The following is a 17,861-nucleotide window of genomic DNA, read 5'->3' as shown; positions in this document are numbered from 1 at the left end:
CCGCGTGACTCTGCGTTACAGCTTTTCCAAAACCCGGCCTGTTATGGATATTCAGGTTGATTTGAATTAACCCTGTGGTGTGACCTGCAAGTGGTCACGCTGTGGTGAGTCAGCTTTGGACCCTGGACGTTCTTTATCACGTTCTTCAGCGGATGTTGATCATCCTCATAAACTGGTCCACCAGGTAGGCGTCCCACATACCCCTTTCGGACTCGTTCAGGAGAATATCCGCCGCCTCTTCCCTGGAAAAACGGGGGCGGTAGCTGCGGTGTGTTATCAGTGAATCGTAGACATCCACGATAGTGACGATACGTACGAGGGGGGGAATCTGATCCCCGGCCAGCCCCTCCGGATATCCACCGCCATCGGCCCTTTCGTGATGAAGCTTTATAATGGGAAGCGAATCGGCCAGGAAAGGTATTTCGCTGACGATGGTGCAACCGACCTTCGGATGCGATTTCATCACTGCGTATTCCTCGGGGTTCAGCATTCCGCGTTTTTTGAGAATGCTGTCGGGCACGACGATTTTCCCTATATCGTGAAGATGGGAGCCTCGTCGCAGGGCGTCAAGTTCCTGCTCGGACAGGTTGAGACGCATGCCCAGCTTTACGGCTGCTCCGGCCACCCTGTTCGCATGTCCCCTCATGGTTGGATCGCCGGATTCCGACATTGTAACCAGTTGGTTCAAAACCCCTTCGATCCGGGCCCTGTTGTTTCTGTCCTCATGCTTTGCCATGAGTTGTCTGGCGCGATGGACGAGATACGCCCCCTCGACGCCATGTGGAACGTAATCGTCCGCCAGCCGTCCCAGAGTTTTTTCGTCAATGGTGCACGGGTTCAGCAGCTTCCAGAGAACGGGAAGATCCTTTCCACGGGGAAGCGATCTGATAACTTTCAAAATTTCCTGTGCCTGATCCTGATCACCTTCCAGAACAAGAAGGTCAGCGGAGGAAACCCCCGCTTCTTTGAGATCATCCATTGTTACAGCTTCGCTCCCATACAGGCCGAAGGATGCCAGTGTTCTCGCCAGACCTGCGGCTGAGCCGTTGTTGCTCAGGACAAGGACCTTCCCCTTTGCGGAACGTTTTTTCAGGTTCGGTCCGATTTCTTCCACCGTGGCGCGGCGGTTCATGGTGGCGATAAGCTTCCGGGGATCCCATCCATCCTCGGGGGTGGAAACGCTCCCCAGGAGGAAAGTCTCCCTGGAAAGTCCCTCGTTTTCCAGGAGGGAGAGGATGCGTTGATGGACATGTTTTGCCTTGGAAAATGGGGTCTCAGGAAATGCCAGCACCAGATCCAGGTCTCCTGTCCTGAAAACGCTGTCCAGGCTCCTTAGCGATCTATTGAGGGTCTGCGCCGCTTTCTGCAGATCAGCGACCGATCGAAATTTGAGAACGGAAATGGTGAGCGGGAGGGCGGCAGCCTGGTTCCACTGAAGCGTTTCCGGAAGGTAGAAGTTGAAATACTCCCTCTTTGCGTAGCCGGAAAACGGGTCGGCAAGGTCCTCGCGAATAAGGATCTGATGATTGCCGTGAATCCGATCGTAGCCGGATTTCCGGATCAACAGCCGCCTGATCCTGGTCTGGATCTCCAGATCCGGGGCCGGTTTAACCAGATAATCGTCCGGTCCGAAGTCAAGCCCGAGGATCCGGTTATCGAGTTCAGGAACCGAGGTTAACATCAGCAGCGGAATGTTCCTGGTAGCGGGGTTGCCATTCAGATAGCGGCAGAGGTCAAATCCATCCTTCTCCGGGAACAGAATATCGAGAATTACCATGTCGGGTGTGGAGATGGTCACCTGTTCCAGGGCCTCACGGGCGGTGTCCACCTTTGTCATGGAGCATCTCAGCGCCGTGAGTGTCTCCACAATGCGGTTGCGGTGTTCACCCGCGTCCTCCAATACGAGTACGGCCGGGGCTTTTCCATGAGGGGAGAAAGGCTTTAATCCCTTTCTTCTGAGAAATATTTCCTGGAGGCGGATCTGCCCGAGAAGCTGCCGGTTTCTGAGAAGAGAACGGCACCGTGTAAGGAGCTCAAGGGAGGAAACGGGCCTCATAATGGTGTCATCCACCCCTTCCCGAATTATGTCAGCCACCTCGGGCTGTCCGTTTCTCCCGATAAGATACAGCATGGGAACCTGGGCGTGCCCGCTGAACCGTTTGAGCATGTGATCGAGGGATTCGACGGAAAACCCTTTTAAAGCAGGGTCCATGATAATCAGGTGGGGTACCGTGTGGCCAAGCTCGTTTTCGGCTTCCAGGATGTTCATCCCCTGGACCACGTCGTAATCGGCCCCAAGGAGCTGGGCCGAAAGGGTCAGTAGCTCCTCAGGATCTGCCGTTATGACTATGATGCGAGGTTTCCAGGTCACGCTGTTTCCTCTCCATTCTTAAACAACTACTGATAACCAAGGCTGTAACCACCTAAAAAATATAGCAATTATTATACCACAAGAGAAATGTTTAAAATGCTATTAAATTTACCATATTTCTTCTTTGAATCCATGCAACACCTTGGTTTTAAAGCCTAAACGGGATTTGATGGATAGAAACGAAAAAAAAACAGCGTCAGGCTTTTACTTCCCATAACGCAACATTAATGATAAATGTGACAATCCTTGTCACATTTTCATCTTGAGATTCATCACAATAATGCGTACCCTATTGCACCTGTTCAATACCGTTCCGTGTGGAACGTAGAACGTGTTTCAGCAATCAGGAGGAATTTTCATGGAAGGAATGCCGGATGGATATTACCCCATCGAAGAACATGGGATCAGGAATGTCGGCAATGTCTTTTGGACATCTCCAACCCCCACATTATACGAGGAGGCCATCAGAAGGCGCGAAGGTCTCCTGGGACACATGGGACCCTTGCTGGTCAGGACGGGGCATTACACAGGCAGGGCGGCTAACGATAAGTTTCTCGTAAGAGAACCGTCCAGCCAGGACAAGATCTGGTGGGGCAAGGTCAACCGGCCCTTCGAGGCTGAACGCTTCCAGGCGCTCTATTACAGGCTCCTGGGATACCTTCAGGGCGAGGATGTCTTTATTCAGGACTGTTACGCCGGAGCAGACCCACGCTACAGCATTCCTATCAGGATCATCACCGAAAAGGCCTGGCTCAGCCTCTTTGCGAGGAACATGTTTATCCGGATAACGGACCGGGAAAAACTGAAGGGCTTCGTCCCGGAGTTCACCGTAATCCACATGCCCAAGTTCCATGCGGTTCCCGAACTTGACGGCACTAACTCGGAGGCGTTCATCCTCGTCAATTTCGCCAGGAAACTGGTCCTCATAGGCGGGACCAGCTATGCCGGGGAGATGAAAAAATCCATATTCACAATTTTGAACTATCTTTTGCCTCAGAGGAAAGTCCTCTCCATGCATTGCAGCGCCAATGTGGGAAAAGATGGGGACGTGGCCGTTTTTTTCGGGCTGTCAGGCACCGGGAAAACAACTCTCTCGTCGGACCCCGACAGGAATCTCATCGGTGATGATGAGCACGGGTGGAGCGATGAAGGTATTTTCAACTTCGAGGGAGGGTGCTACGCCAAGGTCATCCGCCTGTCCAGGGAAGCCGAACCTGCGATATACGAGGCCACCAGGAAGTTCGGAACCATCCTTGAGAACGTCGCCCTCGATGGAAAAACCCATCGGGTCGATCTGGACGATAATACCCTGACCGAAAATACAAGGGCAGCCTACAATATCGACCGGATTCCCAACTCCATTTTCCCGGGTATCGCAGGGCACCCCGAGAACGTTGTCATGCTGACGGCTGACGCCTTCGGGATCATGCCGCCTATCGCCCGTCTCACCCCCATACAGGCCAAATACTATTTTCTTTCCGGATACACCGCCGTGGTCAGCGGAACTGTTGCCGGTATGGGGGCTGAACCGGTGGCAACCTTCAGTGCCTGTTTCGGCGCTCCCTTCATGGCTCTTCCTCCATCGATCTACGCTGAGCTCCTGAGAGACAAGATAACCCGCTATGGCTCGAAATGCTGGCTGGTCAATACCGGATGGATCGGAGGACCATACGGCGTGGGGGAGAGGATCTCCATTTTGCACACCCGCGCCCTGCTCAACGCCGCTCTCGCGGGAAAAATAGAGGATGTTCCCATGCGCCGGGATCCCGTCTTCGGTTTTGACGTCCCGACCATCTGTGAGGGGGTCCCACCAGAGATCCTCGACCCCCGGGAGAGTTGGCCGGATAAGAGGGCATATGACGCGAAGGCCAGGGAGCTGGCCGGGCTGTTCATTGATAACTTCAAGGATTTCGATGCCAACCTCATTCCGGAGGTCAAGGCAGCGGGACCGCACCTCGATTGACAGGAAGGTGCATACCCTTTTTGCCCGATTCATCATCATCTTTCTTAAAACCGCATCCGTTCTGCCTCTCCGGGCCCTGCATGGGATAGGCTCAGGCATTGGATGGATCCTGGCTGTTTTTCCTGATGAACTGAGGGAAATCACCCGCTCGAACCTCAGGATCTGCTTCCCCGGATTTGATGCGGGCCGCCTTAGAGAACTGGAACGTGACAGCCTGAAAGAGACCTGCAAGGGGTTCATGGAACTGGCCGTTTTCTGGGGGCGCAAGAGACCCGACTCCGGAAAATTTGTCCGGCAGGTAAATGGCGGGGAGATCCTCGATTCAGCCTTCAAGGCCGGTAGGGGAGTCATCGTACTCGTGCCGCACCTTGGCTCCTGGGAGTTTCTGGCACACTATCTCGCTCTGAACTATCCCCTCACCGGCCTCTTCAGGCCCCTCAGGATGCCTTCCCTTCACGGGTTCGTTCTGGCCGGCCGCCAACGTGCGGGGGCCAGGCTGGTACCTACAACGCCTGCCGGGATTCGTTCCTTGTTTCGTGCTCTCCAGAACAGGGAACTCGTTGCTATTCTCCCCGATCAGGACCCTGGCCGGGATGGGAGCGCCTTCGCCCCGTTCTTCGGGGTTCAGGCGAGCACCATGCTCCTGGTTTCAAGGCTTGCAAGGAGATCCGGATCCGAGGTGGTTGCAACCTACGCATTGCGGCTTCCCCGCGGGGGCGGCTACGATATTTTCGTGCGGAAAGTCCCGGAGGAGATAAAGAGCGTCGATAAGGCGATATCAGCCGCCGTCCTTAACAAAGCGGTGGAAGGCTGCGTCCGTGAGGTTCCCGGGCAATACCTATGGAGCTACAAGCGGTTCAAAACGCGGCCTGAGGGGGATAACAGGGAAATTTATCATCATTGACCTGCACCCGATTCCTGTTAAAATGTCTTTCACGCAAAGTATCAATAATTTTCGCGAACACGGGGTTCAAAACTTCAATTTTTACATTAACAATGCATAGTTAATATATTGAATAACATACGATATGGGGGAGTGGCGGAACTGGTAGACGCACGGGACTTAAAATCCCGGGCCGGTAACGGCGTACGGGTTCGATTCCCGTCTCCCCCACCACCATCCTAAAACCCCATTTCATCTTGACAGGACAATCGCATCCATTATAAGTATCAGCTTCCCATGTAGAGTTTAAAAGGGGGGATTTTTCTCCCCTTTCTTTAATTTATTAATTCCAGACTGATGGTTCAGTACCGCAGGAAAGGAGAACAGGGAATGTCGGAAACCAAGATACCCATCACCAATGAACTGGGTTACTACGAGATCCGCATGGAGAGCATCGGGGGAATGGGCGCCAACCTTGCCGGTCAGATCCTCGCCGAGGCCGTTATCCTGGAAATTGGATTGAACGCGGTCAACTTCTCCAGTTATGGATCCGAGAAAAAAGGCACGCCGGTAAAGGCATTTATCAGGATATGCTCCGGCGAGAAGGCTATTACCAACAATTCCCCTGTGGAGGAACCGCATCTTCTGGCCGTCTTCACGGAACAACTCATTGGATCCGTCCCCATAACACAGGGTTTTTCCAGGGGTGGGGTAGTGGTGATCAATACCCAACGGTCCCCTGAGGACGCCCTGGCCCTTATGGAGATAACCGGATGCAAGGTCTTCTGTGTGGATGCCATGAAAATCTCCATGGAGGAGAAGGTCCCCCTTAACACGGCCATGCTGGGCGCCATCAGCAGGGCATCCGGCTTCCTTGATCCGGAAGCGATAAAAAGCATCATCAAGGGCAAGATAGGCAAACGCTACCCACACCTGATCGATGGAAACATGCGGGCCTTCGACAGGGGCTACAGTGATATTGAAACACAGGATTTCAGTTCAGTGGATAAATTCCCGGCCCTTGAGAGCCACAGGCCTCAGCCGGCTCTTGGTTACCTGACCGAGCCGATGGGCGGGGTAATCACAAACCCGGGCAATACTATTCTCAAGAACAATCACGCCTCCCGCGTGGGGTATTTCCCCCTATGGCATGAGGACAAGTGTATTCACTGCGGCGACTGCGACATTACCTGTCCTGATTACTGCATGGTTTTCGAGATGGGAAAGGATGAAAAGGGACGCGAGACCGCCTTCATGCTTGGCGTTGATTACCAATACTGCAAGGGATGTCTGCGATGTGTGGAGATCTGTCCGGTGGAAGCACTGACCGCCGAGGAGGAGTCCGGCGTGGACGTTCAAAGCAAGAGAGCAGATCTCAGGAGGGTTCTATGAGCACAGCAAAAAAGGCCATGAAGATCACCACACCATACCCTCAGAAGGTGGACCTCCAGGACGGCAATCACATAGGCGCCATCGCCGCACTCCACATCGATTTTACGATTATGGGCTACTATCCCATTACCCCGTCCACCCAGGTTGCCGAAGCCCTGGATGCCATGAAGGCTGAGGGCATGCACGATATTACCATGATCCCCGGAGACGGCGAACATGGGGCGGCAGGTATCTGCTTCGGGGCGACAGCCGGCGGTGCCCGTGTTTTTAACGCCACATCCGCCAACGGCCTTCTCTTTTCCATGGAACAGCTTCCGGTCCAATCCGGGTGCCGGTTTCCCATGGTCCTGAATGTCGCCACCCGCACGGTTTCCGGGCCGCTGAATATCAAGGGCGACCACAGCGACATCATGATGGCCCTGAACACGGGTTGGATCATGCTCCTGGCCAAAGACCCTCAGATGGTCTACGACATGGACCTTGTAGCGGTCAAGCTCGGGGAACATCCTGATGTGAGGCTTCCGGTCATGGTCGCCTACGACGGCTTCTTCACCAGCCATCAGAAAAGGCGGGTTCACTATTTCGAGGACCCCCAGGTCGTCCGGGACTGGCTCGGGAAGAAAGTCCAGGAGAACCACGCCCTTGACCCGAACAATCCGGTTACCATCGGGCCCTATATGAACGAGCCGGACCTCATCAACAACAAGAAACAGCAGTCTATGGCCATGGAGGCCGCCTACAGAGTGCTCCCCGAGATATTCCAGGAATATGGAGCCATGTCGGGGCGTACCTATTCGTTTATGAATACATACCAGATGGAGGACGCGGATGCCGCCCTGTTTGTACTGAACTCAGCCTACGACACGGCCAAGATCGCCGTCGACATGCTCCGTGCCGAAGGCAAAAAGGTCGGCATCGTGGCTCCCAACGTAATCCGGCCATTTCCCAAGGAGGAGGTCATCCGGCTTTTCTCCAGGACAAAGGGCCTTCTGGTGGGCGACAGGTCCGACAGCTACGGGGCCTGGAACGGAAACATGGCCATGGAGGTCAAGGCGGCCCTCAAGGACGACCCCGACAATAAAACTCGTGTAATATCGAGAGTTTACGGACTGGGCGGCAGGGACTTTTACGTCGAGGATGCCATTGAGATGCTTGGAGAGGCACTGGAGACAGCGAAAACCGGAAAAGTCCAGGTCCCCTTCGAATACCATGGGGCAAATCCCGGCGACCCCGATGCGCCCATGGAGAGGCTGCTCGACCCGTTGACAAAGGAAAGGACATCTCCCGGGATCTTCCGGTTGGAGGAAAAGGACGGCGGGATTCTGCTGAAGGGCTTCAACAAGAGAAAGCTTGCCGCCAAACCCAAAAGGATACTCCCCGGACATGGTGCCTGTCCTGGATGCGGGATCTTTCCCAACCTGAACATTTTCCTAAAAGGAATCGAGGGGAACGTGGTGGTGCTTTTTGCCACAGGCTGCGGAATGGTGGTTACCACCGGGTATCCGTACAGTTCCCACCGGGTGACGTATATTCACAACCTCTTCCAGAATGGAGCCCCCACCATGAGCGGGTTGGTGGAGGCCTATCACACCAGGGTTAAGAGGGGAGAACTGCCGGGCGGTGAGGACTTTACCTTTCTCATGGTTACCGGTGACGGTGGACACGACATCGGGCAGGGTCCGAGCATCGGAACCGCCCTGAGGGGCCACAGGATGATTCTCCTTGAGTATGACAACGAGGGATACATGAATACCGGCGCCCAGTTGTCCTTCACAACGCCCCTGGGGCACCGTACCTCCACATCCAACGTGGGGCCGGCGGAGAAGGGAAAGTCCTTCCATCACAAGGACACCGTGCAGATCATGGCCGCATGCCACATTCCCTATGTTTTCACCGCCGTTGAATCACAGCCCCGGGATATGCTGCGCAAGGCGGCCATAGCCCAGAAGGTGGCCGGAGAGGAAGGGTTCGTTTTCGGCAAGATCCTTTCCATATGTCCCCTGGGCTGGAGGACGGTTGAGAGACAGTCAGTAAGCATCATCCAGAAAGCTGTGGATTCGTGTTTCTTCCCGCTCTACGAAATCAGCCACGGGATTACCAGCATTACCTATAACCCCGAGGATAAGGGAAACAAGATACCCACATTGGATTGGCTCAAGACCATGGGAAAGACGCGCCACCTGACCAAATCGGAAAACGCGCATATCGTCGAGGAATTTCAGAGGGAGGTGGACCGCAGGTGGGAACGCATCAAGGAGATGCACAACAACCCGCTCCTTTAAAAAAAGAGCGTCCAATGTCCAATGGGGTAAAGCAGTCCAGAGTCCAGTGTCCAGAGGAGAAGAGCGGGTCCAAAAAAGAACGTTCAAAGGTTCAACGGGATTAAAGAACGTTCAAAGGTTCAACAGGGTTAAAAAACGTTCAATGTGGTAAGTCAGTCCAGTGTCCAGAGAGAAGAAAAACGAACGCGGAGAGTAAGGGCGTGTCGAGGTATGGAAGTATTGGGGTAATGAAGTGTTACCTTATGTTCTGACCGCGTCCCTCTGGACTCTGGACTCTCAACTCTGGACTCCCCCGGCCTGAGTCGCGCGGTGGTAAATCAGCTTTGGAAGTGATTGTCAGTCAACAGTCGGGGGGAACGGTTCCATTTCAGCCGTTTCCCCTTTTTTCATCTCGGGTATCTCGAAGAAAAACGTGCTGCCAATCCCTTCCTGGCTGTCAACCCAGACCCTTCCTCCGAGAAGCCCCGTTACTTTACGGACGATGGCCAATCCCAGACCTGATCCCTCATAGTTCCTTGTCATGGTGATATCCACCTGATAAAAGCGATTGAAAATCTCCTTCAGCTGGGATTCGGGTATCCCCACGCCTTCATCACTTACCGAAAGGAGCAGACCTCGGTGGCTTGGAGCGGCTGTGATGGTGATCTTCCCGCCGCTTTTTGAAAATTTAACGGCGTTTGAGACAAGCTGATTGAGAACCTGAAGGACTTTCATACGGTCGGAATGGACCACTCCAGCTTCGGGCGGAACGCTGATAACGGCTTCAACTCCCTGGTTCTTGATCTCTTTCGCTACCGATGAGACTGCCTCGTCCAGAAGGGCCTTGACTTCAATCTCTTCCCTGAAGATCTGTTGTACATTCTTATCAAGCTGGGACAGCTCAATGATGTTGTTTACGATCGACTCAAGGTTTCCGACTTCATCCAGGCTGGTCTCCAAAGCCGCCATGGTCTCGGGATGGCCCGGTTTCAATACCCCTTCTTCGAGTAGAGAAAGGTAACCCTTGATAACGGTGAGAGGGGTCCTTAATTCATGGCTGACCAGACCGATAAAATTTTTCTGGTATTCGTCTGCAATTTTCAGTTCCCTATACATCCGGGCTGTCCGTTCGAGCAGATCATCGATTTTTTTCTTTGACACCGTCAATTCGAGGGTCCTCTCCTTAATGCGGTCTTCAAGATCATTGATCATTTCAACCCGTTCACCCTCCAGTATTCGGGAGGTGGTTCGCCCGTAACTGAAAAAGAGTAGGACAAAGACCCCAAGGAGGATGTTGTGGGCGATGCTCGATCGAAGAGTCTCCTTTCTGACGTGGGACCTCATGGGACGGTAGTCCTGGTATATCTCGAACACACCGAGGATTTTCCCGGTGGTGCGATCATGAATCGGAATGTAGGTTTCGAGCAATGGGTGGTCTAAGTCGCGTCCGTAGGCCTGTTGGTGATAGGAGGGTGTGGCCACACGGGAAGACCCAACCCCTTCAATGGCCTGGTCCAACGCCGGGTATTTTTCAACAGTTTTTCCGATCATTTCGGAATCCAGGGAGAAGAGGAGCTTTCTGTCAACGGAATAGACATTTACGTTGTCCAGATGAAAGCTTGAAATGACATTCCGTATTTTCTCGCCATAGGCGGGGAAGCTTTCCGCCGGCAAGAAAACACCTGCGTCGGAGGATGAGTGAACCGGCAGCATGCCGCTGAGGTAATCCGCGATTTTCCCTGCATATTCCCCATATTCCTTCATTATGGTCTTCTGCGCCGCCATATAATCGCTCGCTGTCAATACGAGAGCGGCTATAAAGAAAAGGAAAAGGGAAAAAAGAATCTGCTTTTTATGGGGGACATTTCTGAAAGGCATTTTTTTCCTAAGCAAAAGAGACCATAATACGGTATGTGAAATCTTACTCTTATCCGTTCTCCGTTTCAAGCGTTATTCCCCCGGAAACCTCATATTTATGCGGGCTGTGACCTGATTGCCCTTGACACGGCATGGTTCATCTGTTATCTCAATTTCTACTAGGATATTAAACCTGCCTTTTTATTTGGACCAGTTGACCATTGACCAGGAGGAGGGAAAGATGAATAGAAGTGATCTGATTGCCAAGATTGCGGCCGACGCCGGGATTAGCAAAGCAGCAGCTGAAAGGGCTCTTAATGCTTTTGTTGATGGGGTTGGGGAAACCCTGAAAGCCGGAGAGAAGGTTTCTCTGGTCGGTTTTGGAACTTTCAGTGTAAGCTACCGTGCTGCAAGGACGGGGCGAAATCCCAGGACCGGCGCCACGATTGACATCCCGGCCTCCAAAGTTCCAAGGTTCAAGCCCGGCAAGGGCCTGAAGGACGCCATCAAGTAGTACTTCATCTTTCTCCTTGTGTTTGATTCAAGCCGGCCTTTTGGCCGGCTTTTTTGTGGTGCGTCTGCTGTTTCACGTTGAACGTTGAACGTTGAACATTATTACTTGGACGTTGAACGTTGTTATTTGGATCTGTTCTATCGTTCGTTCAGCCGTTTCATTCCGCCGTCGGAAGTCAGACCGCCGGACCGCTTCCAGATCTTCATGAAGAGCAGCCCGAAGAGAACAACCGAGATTGTCTGACCGACCCCGATGGAGAACACCATGGCCCAGTATGGGTGGGAAGCGGCCAGATTGATAATCCAGGTTCCAGCTCCGGTTCCGTGAACAGGGGCAAAGCCGAAATCGATTCCCAGGAGGAAGTAAAGGTAGCCGGCCACCCCCAAAGCGTTGAAAAGGATGGGAGGGACAAAGGGTACCACCGGGATGCGGCGGGTGGCCCATGTGGCATATCCCGCCGCAAGGGTCAGGAGGGGACCGAAGATGATATCCGGGAGGCCCAGCCCACCGATGACGTTGGCGATCAGGCAGCCGGCGTAAAGAGCAAGGGGCATGAGTGGATCGAAGAGGGCCAACATGGCCAGGCCTTCAGATATGCGGATCTGGATGGGACCGTAACCGAGGTTCAACCCCGGTCCGAGAATGTTGGCCAGGTAGGTCAGGACAACATAAAGGGCAGCCACAAGGGAAAGGCGGGAAAGCCTGTGCGCCTGCAAATCTAAAGTTCCTCCTTAAGCCGTCTTGCCTCGGGCAAAAGATCCCTTTCCATCTTTTCACTCATGACCAGGAAGCGGCCCTTTGCGGTAGCGATCACCTCGCCATCCGGATCAAAGATCGTGCCTTCGGTGATAAACTGCCTTTTCTTCCACTCCTTAAGGCGTGCAACGGCTTTCAACGGTACATCCGGGGATGCCGCCCGGCGAAACGACACCTCCAGGGTGTGTGTAAGGAACAGACGATCCTTCTGGAAAGACAGGCGCCCCAGGGTCTCGTCGAGGAATCCCATGATAACGCCCCCATGAACTATGTCCCCGTAACCGCAATGAACGTCTTTTGGAGTAAAAATGCCCTCCACCTCGCCATTTTCAAGGGTCCGGAAGGTAGCGTTAAGACCACATCGATTGTCCGGGCCGCATACGAAACAACCATCGAAAGAAACCTGCTCCATTTTATATCTCCATGTCCTTGGCGATTTTCTTTACAACGGCACCGTCCATGAGAACGAACCTGCCCTCCGCCTCGGCGATGACTTCTCCAGACGGACCGAACACCTTTCCCTCAGCGGTAAAATGCCTTCTGGTTGACCTCCTGAGCTTCGCGAATGCACGGAGGCGGATGTTTGATGATGCTGCGCACTTGAAGGTAACGTTAAGGGATTGGGTCAGGTAGTACTTGTCCATGGAAAAACAGACACGGCCCATCGTTTCGTCAAGAAATCCCACTATAACGCCTGTATGGACGACACCTTCATATCCACTATGCTGTTCATCGGGGGTAAATACACCCTCAACCTCCCCGCCGGGGAGGTTTTTAAAGGTTGCCTTTAAACCGCACCTGGTGTCCGGTCCGCATACGAAGCATCCATCGAAAAGCACCTGTTCCATGATATTCTCCCTCCGCACCGGAACCATACAGCGCCCTTGTACGTTTATGCTTTTTACTGTCGCTTTGACAATGCGGAAACGTTAACATAAATTCACCCTGAAAATCAGCAACTCATTATTGATGGACTTGCGAAAAGTCCACCAAGCAGGATGTGCGTAGAACGCATATCCTGGGGTAGGGGTGGAGAACCTTACTTATTCAGGCTATACTTTTTGGATCATCCGGGAAACGAGTACCTGGATGTGGAGTGGATCATACCCCACCATTCGTCATCGTGTAACCCATGCGAAGCGATCCCATAGCGGCCGGAGGGCGCCGTGACGAGCTTTTCAGCTCCGCACGGGATTGCCGCGTCACTCTCGTCTCACTCGATGCTCCTCGCAATGACAGCAAAATAATAATATAAGAACCGGATGAACCTTATTATCGGAGGAGAATGATGGACAAATATCTTGGCATTATCGGCGGCAGCGGCCTATACGAAATGGAGGGGCTGACCGGTATTGAATCCAGACAGATTTCGACGCCTTTCGGAAACCCGTCGGATGATATTATTACTGGGGTGCTTAACGGGGTGAGGATGGCATTTTTGCCCCGTCACGGCAAAGGGCACCGCATCCTTCCATCCGAGATCAACTATCGGGCCAACATCTTCGCTCTTAAGGCCCTCGGAGTGGACACTATCATCTCCGTTTCGGCCGTCGGCAGCATGAAGGAGGAGATTAAGCCGGGCGACATGGTTGTTCCCTTTCAGTTTATTGACAGAACCAGAGGGCGGCCCTCCACGTTCTTCGGGAAGGGGATTGTCGCTCACGTGGCTTTCGCCGACCCTGTCTGTCATCCTCTCGCAGACATACTTTTCACCTGCGTTGCGGATGACGGTGAGGCGGTTCACCGTGGAGGGACCTACCTGTGCATGGAGGGCCCCCAATTTTCCACACGGGCCGAGTCTCTCCTCTATCGGTCGTGGGGGGTGGATATCATAGGGATGACGAATATTCCGGAGGCGAAGCTTGCACGGGAGGCCGGGGTCTGTTACGCGACCCTGGCCCTTGCGACAGACTACGACTGCTGGCATGAGACGGAGGAGGATGTTTCCGTGGAGGCGATCCTTCAGGTCATGCACCGGAACGTGGAGGCAGCCAGAAGGGTGCTGGTCCGGGTGTCGAGAACGATTTCTGAAAAGGTCCCGTGCGGATGTTCGGAATCGCTCAGGTTTGCCATTGTAACCGATCCCGCAGCAATTTCCGAGGAGACAAAGGCCGAACTGCGGCCTATTATCGGGAAGTATGTTTGATGGCGGAACCAGCCAAGGTGAGGTTGAAGAGATATGCAGCCATACATCGACACTTACCTGGATTATCTTCTCATAGAGAAAGGTCTGTCGGATAATACCCTTTCGGCCTATCGCCACGATCTTCAATCCTATGCCGGATTTCTGAAAGGCCGGGATGTCATCGAGCCGGGAAAGGTGCGTTCAGGGGACGTAATGTCCTTCATTTCCGAAATGCGCCGGTCAGGCCGTTCACCCCGAAGCATACGGAGAATGGTCGTCTCCATTCGCGGGTTTCACAGACATCTCGTGGCGGAAGGGGCCTCCGAGGCCAACCCCACTGAAAATATGGGCGCCATGCAGGTTCCCAGGCACCTCCCCGGGGTCCTGAGCATCCGGGATGTGGAGAACCTTCTCAATCAACCTGACACAACGACGGGTTCCGGTATCCGGGACCGGGCCATACTCGAAACCCTTTATGCCGCCGGCCTAAGGGTTTCCGAACTGACCCGGATCAAGGATGAGGAAATAAGCTTTGATGCCGGTTATGTCAGGGTGACCGGGAAAGGGTCCAGGGAAAGGCTGGCTCCCTTGGGAGCGGTTGCCATCCTTTGGCTGCAGAAGTACCGTTTGGAGGTCCGTCCCGACCTCCTGAAAAAGAACCTTTCACCGTTCCTCTTCCCGGGTCGTGGCGGCCGCGGCGCAATAAGCCGGCAGGCCGTCTGGCAGAAGGTCAAGGCATACGCTCAGACGGCCGGCCTGACCACGGCGATATCACCGCACACCTTCCGCCACAGCTTTGCCACCCACATGCTGGAGGGCGGGGCGGATCTGAGAAGCGTCCAGATCCTGCTTGGCCACGCCAGTATAGTCACGACCCAGATCTACACCCATGTATCCCGCGAACATCTTCGTGAGATGCACCGTCGATTCCATCCGAGGGGATAGGGATGGAAATAATAACCACCCATCTGAATGCCGACTTCGACGCCATGGCCTCAATGGTAGCAGCGAAGAAGCTCTATCCGGACGCCCTGATGGTGTTCCCGGGTTCTCAGGAGAAGAACCTCAGGGAATACCTGGCCAAAACACCCCCTCCCGGGATCACCTTCCACCGGATCAAGGATATTGATCTTGACTCTGTCACCAGGATGATACTGGTGGACATCAAGATCCGGGGAAGGCTTGGACCTCTTGACGCGGTGGCCGGAAGAGGGGACATGGAACTGATTATCTACGATCACCACCCCGGCACCAATCGGGACTACTCCGGGAAAATCGAGGTCCTTGACGACGTTGGAGCGACGACAACCCTGCTGGTTGAACAGATCAGAAGGAAAAGGATAAGAATCACCCCCGCGGAAGCAACCGTCATGGCCCATGGAATCTATGAGGACACGGGGTTATTGACCTTTTCATCAACCACTCCCAGGGACCTCCATGCAGTGGCCTTCCTCCTGGAGAAGGGGGCCAGGCTCGATCTCGTGTCGTCCTCCATAAGGAGGGATCTGGACGCAAAGCAGGTGCAGCTCTTAAACGATCTCCTTAATTCCCTCGAGATCCACGATATCCACGGCCTGCACGTGGCAATCACGGTGGGGACCTCTGAGGAATACCTGGGAGAACTGGCTCTCCTCGTACATCAGATAATGGAAATGGAAAAACTCGATGTTCTTTTCACCCTGGCCAGGATGGAGGAACGGGTTGTTCTTGTCTGCAGGAGCAGGGTCCCGGAGGTTGATGTCGGGAAGATCGCCGAGGAGTTCGGCGGAGGAGGGCATCCCACCGCCGCTTCCGCAACCGTCAGAGAACTGACCCTGGTTCAGGTCAGAGAGGAACTGTTGAAGATTCTGTCCCGGATGATCGGCGAGAAGTTCAATGCCGGTGCCATCATGTCATCCCCGGTGCTGGACATCGCCCTCGATACACCTATCTCCCAGGCCGCGGAAACGATGTCGAGGTTCAATATCAATTCCCTTCCGGTGAACGGCATGGATGGCAACCTGGAGGGGATAATTACCAGAGGTGTGGTGGAAAGGGCCATTCTGCATCACCTGTCCGAATCGCCCGTCAGGGAATACATGCTTACTGAATTCCAGTGGGTGGGAGAGGACGCTCCGCTCGAACTCGTCCAGGAATACATTATCGAAAAGCATCAGCGGATGCTGCCCGTAATGGATGGACGGAAGGTCATAGGCGTCATCACGAGAACCGATCTGCTGGAAGCCATGCACGAGGATTTCAAAAAGACACGTGCCTACGAGGATTTCAAAGGGATCGAGGCCGCAAAAGCGGAGAGGGGCAGGAACATCCGTGAACTCATGAAGGAGACTTTAACGGCCGGGACCCTTAAGATCCTGGTTACAGCCGGAGAAATTTCAAAGTCCATGGGTTTCAGAACATATCTGGTCGGGGGCCTTGTTCGCGACATCATCCTTCGGAACCGGAACCACGATGTGGACCTGGTGGTGGAGGGCGACGGGATCGAATTCGGGCGCAGACTTGCCAGACGGCTGAAGGCGAGGATAAGGACCCACAGGAAGTTCAAGACCGCGGTCTTAATCATGGAAGGGGGCTTCAAGATGGACGTCGCCACCGCCCGCACGGAGTACTACGAATTTCCCGGCGCCTACCCCATGGTGGAGAGGGGTTCCATCAAACTGGATCTTTACCGGCGCGATTTTTCCATCAACGCGCTGGCCATCAGACTCAATCCCGGGTCGTTCGGACAGGTTGTGGATTTTTTCGGCGGACAGCGCGACCTCAAGGAGAGAACGATCCGCATCCTTCATAACCTCAGCTTCGTCGATGACCCGACGAGGGTCATCAGAGCCGTACGATTTGAGCAGAAGTTTGGATTCAAGATCGGAAAACACACCCAGTATCTTCTGAAAGGAGCGGTCAGGAGGGGGTATCTATCCAGGGCACAGGGACATCGGATATTTTCCGAACTGATGGCAATCCTCAGGGAAGGCCGGCCGGAAAGGGCCTTTGAAAGGATGAACCGGCTTGGAATCCTTTCCGCCATCCATCCCGCGCTGGTATTCGACCGTAAAATCAGTGAAAACTTCGAGCAGGTGGAGAAGATCCACACCTGGTTTAAATATCTCTACCTGGATGAGGAACCCGATATCTCCGACATCTACTTCAACACGATTCTTCTGCTCAGACCACCGGCGGACAGGGACGGGATCATGAAGGTATTTCAGATTGAGGGACATCGGCAGGACACTTTCAGGGAAAGGTGGATGAAGATAACATCCACCCTCAAAGCGCTTGCCAGGGAAGATGAATCCAGTATCCGACACAGCAGGATCGCACGCCTTCTGGCCAATCTGAATACGGAGGACCTCCTCGTCATCATGGCTCTGACTCGAAGGGAGGGAACCGCCAGGGCGGTATCCCTCTACCTTTCCCGGCTTCGAACCTTGAAAAGCGAGCTGGACGGGAAGGTATTGCAGGACATGGGATATGAGTCCGGACCGATTTTCAAAAGTATCCTGCAGGCGGCACAGGACGCCAGGGTGGACGGTGAGGTTAAAACCCTGGCGGAGGAGAAGGAGTGGGTGAGAAGTCATTTTCCTCTCAAGTAAACGATGTGCCTCGATGGTCAGGGTCAAACCTTCGTCAGGCAAGGCTTGACCCGGCGCCGACCGCGTGTTACTCAGAAAAGCCATCCGGTTTGACATTGATAAGGACGTAAAAAGTCCATTCGCGGCGCGTTGATGACTTTCACGCTGAT

Annotated in this window: 13 protein-coding genes and 1 tRNA gene; 9 read left to right on the top strand and 5 right to left on the bottom strand. The window is 53.9% G+C overall.

The features are described from left to right. Positions 1-145: 145 nt before the first annotated feature. Complete coding sequence (locus GXP52_06665) at positions 146-2,371, bottom strand: response regulator (GenBank protein ID NOY86966.1); 2,226 nt, start codon at positions 2,369-2,371, stop codon at positions 146-148. Between the two features lie 358 nt (positions 2,372-2,729). Between GXP52_06665 and pckA the strand changes: the two genes are divergently transcribed. From pckA to GXP52_06640, 5 genes are all read left to right on the top strand, one after another. Further along, complete coding sequence (gene pckA / locus GXP52_06660) at positions 2,730-4,334, top strand: phosphoenolpyruvate carboxykinase (ATP) (protein ID NOY86965.1); 1,605 nt, start codon at positions 2,730-2,732, stop codon at positions 4,332-4,334. Between the two features lie 7 nt (positions 4,335-4,341). Further along, positions 4,342-5,238 (top strand): lysophospholipid acyltransferase family protein, encoded by an 897-nt coding sequence (locus GXP52_06655; protein ID NOY86964.1) that lies wholly within the window; start codon positions 4,342-4,344, stop codon positions 5,236-5,238. A 126-nt stretch (positions 5,239-5,364) separates the two neighbouring features. Next, positions 5,365-5,451 (top strand) — tRNA-Leu (locus GXP52_06650). A gap of 156 nt (positions 5,452-5,607) precedes the next feature. Further along, positions 5,608-6,609 (top strand): 4Fe-4S dicluster domain-containing protein, encoded by a 1,002-nt coding sequence (locus tag GXP52_06645; GenBank protein ID NOY86963.1) that lies wholly within the window; start codon positions 5,608-5,610, stop codon positions 6,607-6,609. Beyond that, complete coding sequence (locus tag GXP52_06640) at positions 6,606-8,891, top strand: pyruvate synthase (GenBank protein NOY86962.1); 2,286 nt, start codon at positions 6,606-6,608, stop codon at positions 8,889-8,891. The genes GXP52_06645 and GXP52_06640 overlap by 4 nt, the downstream gene beginning before the upstream one ends. A gap of 336 nt (positions 8,892-9,227) precedes the next feature. Here the strand turns inward: GXP52_06640 and GXP52_06635 are convergent, their stop codons facing one another. After that, entirely contained in the window at positions 9,228-10,748 is a 1,521-nt protein-coding gene (locus GXP52_06635) for a cell wall metabolism sensor histidine kinase WalK (protein NOY86961.1), read from the bottom strand. Positions 10,749-10,968: 220 nt separating this feature from the next. Here GXP52_06635 and GXP52_06630 point away from each other — a divergent pair, with 220 nt between their 5' ends. Further along, positions 10,969-11,241, top strand: a complete 273-nt coding sequence (locus tag GXP52_06630) for an HU family DNA-binding protein (protein NOY86960.1) — start codon at positions 10,969-10,971, stop codon at positions 11,239-11,241. 137 nt (positions 11,242-11,378) lie between these two features. Here the strand turns inward: GXP52_06630 and GXP52_06625 are convergent, their stop codons facing one another. Genes GXP52_06625 through GXP52_06615 form a run of 3 tightly spaced genes read right to left on the bottom strand, consistent with a single transcriptional unit; the run spans position 11,379 to position 12,845 of the window. After that, the gene (locus GXP52_06625) at positions 11,379-11,957 is read right to left on the bottom strand and encodes a QueT transporter family protein (GenBank protein ID NOY86959.1); all 579 of its coding nucleotides are present in this window, start codon (positions 11,955-11,957) and stop codon (positions 11,379-11,381) included. 2 nt (positions 11,958-11,959) lie between these two features. Next, positions 11,960-12,409, bottom strand: coding sequence for a PaaI family thioesterase (locus GXP52_06620; GenBank protein NOY86958.1), 450 nt, complete (start codon positions 12,407-12,409; stop codon positions 11,960-11,962). 1 nt (position 12,410) lies between these two features. Then, a complete protein-coding gene (locus tag GXP52_06615; GenBank protein ID NOY86957.1) occupies positions 12,411-12,845 on the bottom strand; it encodes a PaaI family thioesterase in 435 nt (144 codons plus the stop codon). Positions 12,846-13,282: 437 nt separating this feature from the next. On the opposite strand from GXP52_06615, the gene mtnP reads away from it, so the two are divergent. Genes mtnP through GXP52_06600 form a run of 3 tightly spaced genes read left to right on the top strand, consistent with a single transcriptional unit; the run spans position 13,283 to position 17,712 of the window. Continuing rightward, entirely contained in the window at positions 13,283-14,143 is an 861-nt protein-coding gene (mtnP, locus tag GXP52_06610) for an S-methyl-5'-thioadenosine phosphorylase (GenBank protein NOY86956.1), read from the top strand. Positions 14,144-14,176: 33 nt separating this feature from the next. Further along, positions 14,177-15,067: a site-specific tyrosine recombinase XerD gene (gene xerD, locus GXP52_06605; GenBank protein NOY86955.1), complete on the top strand. Its 891-nt coding sequence runs from the start codon at positions 14,177-14,179 to the stop codon at positions 15,065-15,067. A 2-nt stretch (positions 15,068-15,069) separates the two neighbouring features. Continuing rightward, entirely contained in the window at positions 15,070-17,712 is a 2,643-nt protein-coding gene (locus GXP52_06600) for a CBS domain-containing protein (protein NOY86954.1), read from the top strand. Positions 17,713-17,861 lie beyond the last annotated feature (149 nt).

Source organism: Deltaproteobacteria bacterium, assembly GCA_013151915.1.
Lineage (GTDB): Bacteria > BMS3Abin14 > BMS3Abin14 > BMS3Abin14 > BMS3Abin14 > BMS3ABIN14.
The sequence above is the reverse complement of the archived record's forward strand: the minus strand, read 5'-3'. Positions and strand labels throughout refer to the sequence as shown.

What these genes read in the sequence shown, in the direction of transcription:
- pckA (NOY86965.1), top strand. Translation starts at nt 2,730, where the DNA reads ATGGAAGGAATGCCGGATGGATATTACCCCATCGAAGAACATGGGATC.
- GXP52_06645 (NOY86963.1), top strand. Translation starts at nt 5,608, where the DNA reads ATGTCGGAAACCAAGATACCCATCACCAATGAACTGGGTTACTACGAG.
- GXP52_06640 (NOY86962.1), top strand. Translation starts at nt 6,606, where the DNA reads ATGAGCACAGCAAAAAAGGCCATGAAGATCACCACACCATACCCTCAG.
- GXP52_06635 (NOY86961.1), bottom strand. Translation starts at nt 10,748, where the DNA reads ATGCCTTTCAGAAATGTCCCCCATAAAAAGCAGATTCTTTTTTCCCTT.
- GXP52_06630 (NOY86960.1), top strand. Translation starts at nt 10,969, where the DNA reads ATGAATAGAAGTGATCTGATTGCCAAGATTGCGGCCGACGCCGGGATT.
- GXP52_06620 (NOY86958.1), bottom strand. Translation starts at nt 12,409, where the DNA reads ATGGAGCAGGTTTCTTTCGATGGTTGTTTCGTATGCGGCCCGGACAAT.
- GXP52_06615 (NOY86957.1), bottom strand. Translation starts at nt 12,845, where the DNA reads ATGGAACAGGTGCTTTTCGATGGATGCTTCGTATGCGGACCGGACACC.
- mtnP (NOY86956.1), top strand. Translation starts at nt 13,283, where the DNA reads ATGATGGACAAATATCTTGGCATTATCGGCGGCAGCGGCCTATACGAA.
- xerD (NOY86955.1), top strand. Translation starts at nt 14,177, where the DNA reads ATGCAGCCATACATCGACACTTACCTGGATTATCTTCTCATAGAGAAA.
- GXP52_06600 (NOY86954.1), top strand. Translation starts at nt 15,070, where the DNA reads ATGGAAATAATAACCACCCATCTGAATGCCGACTTCGACGCCATGGCC.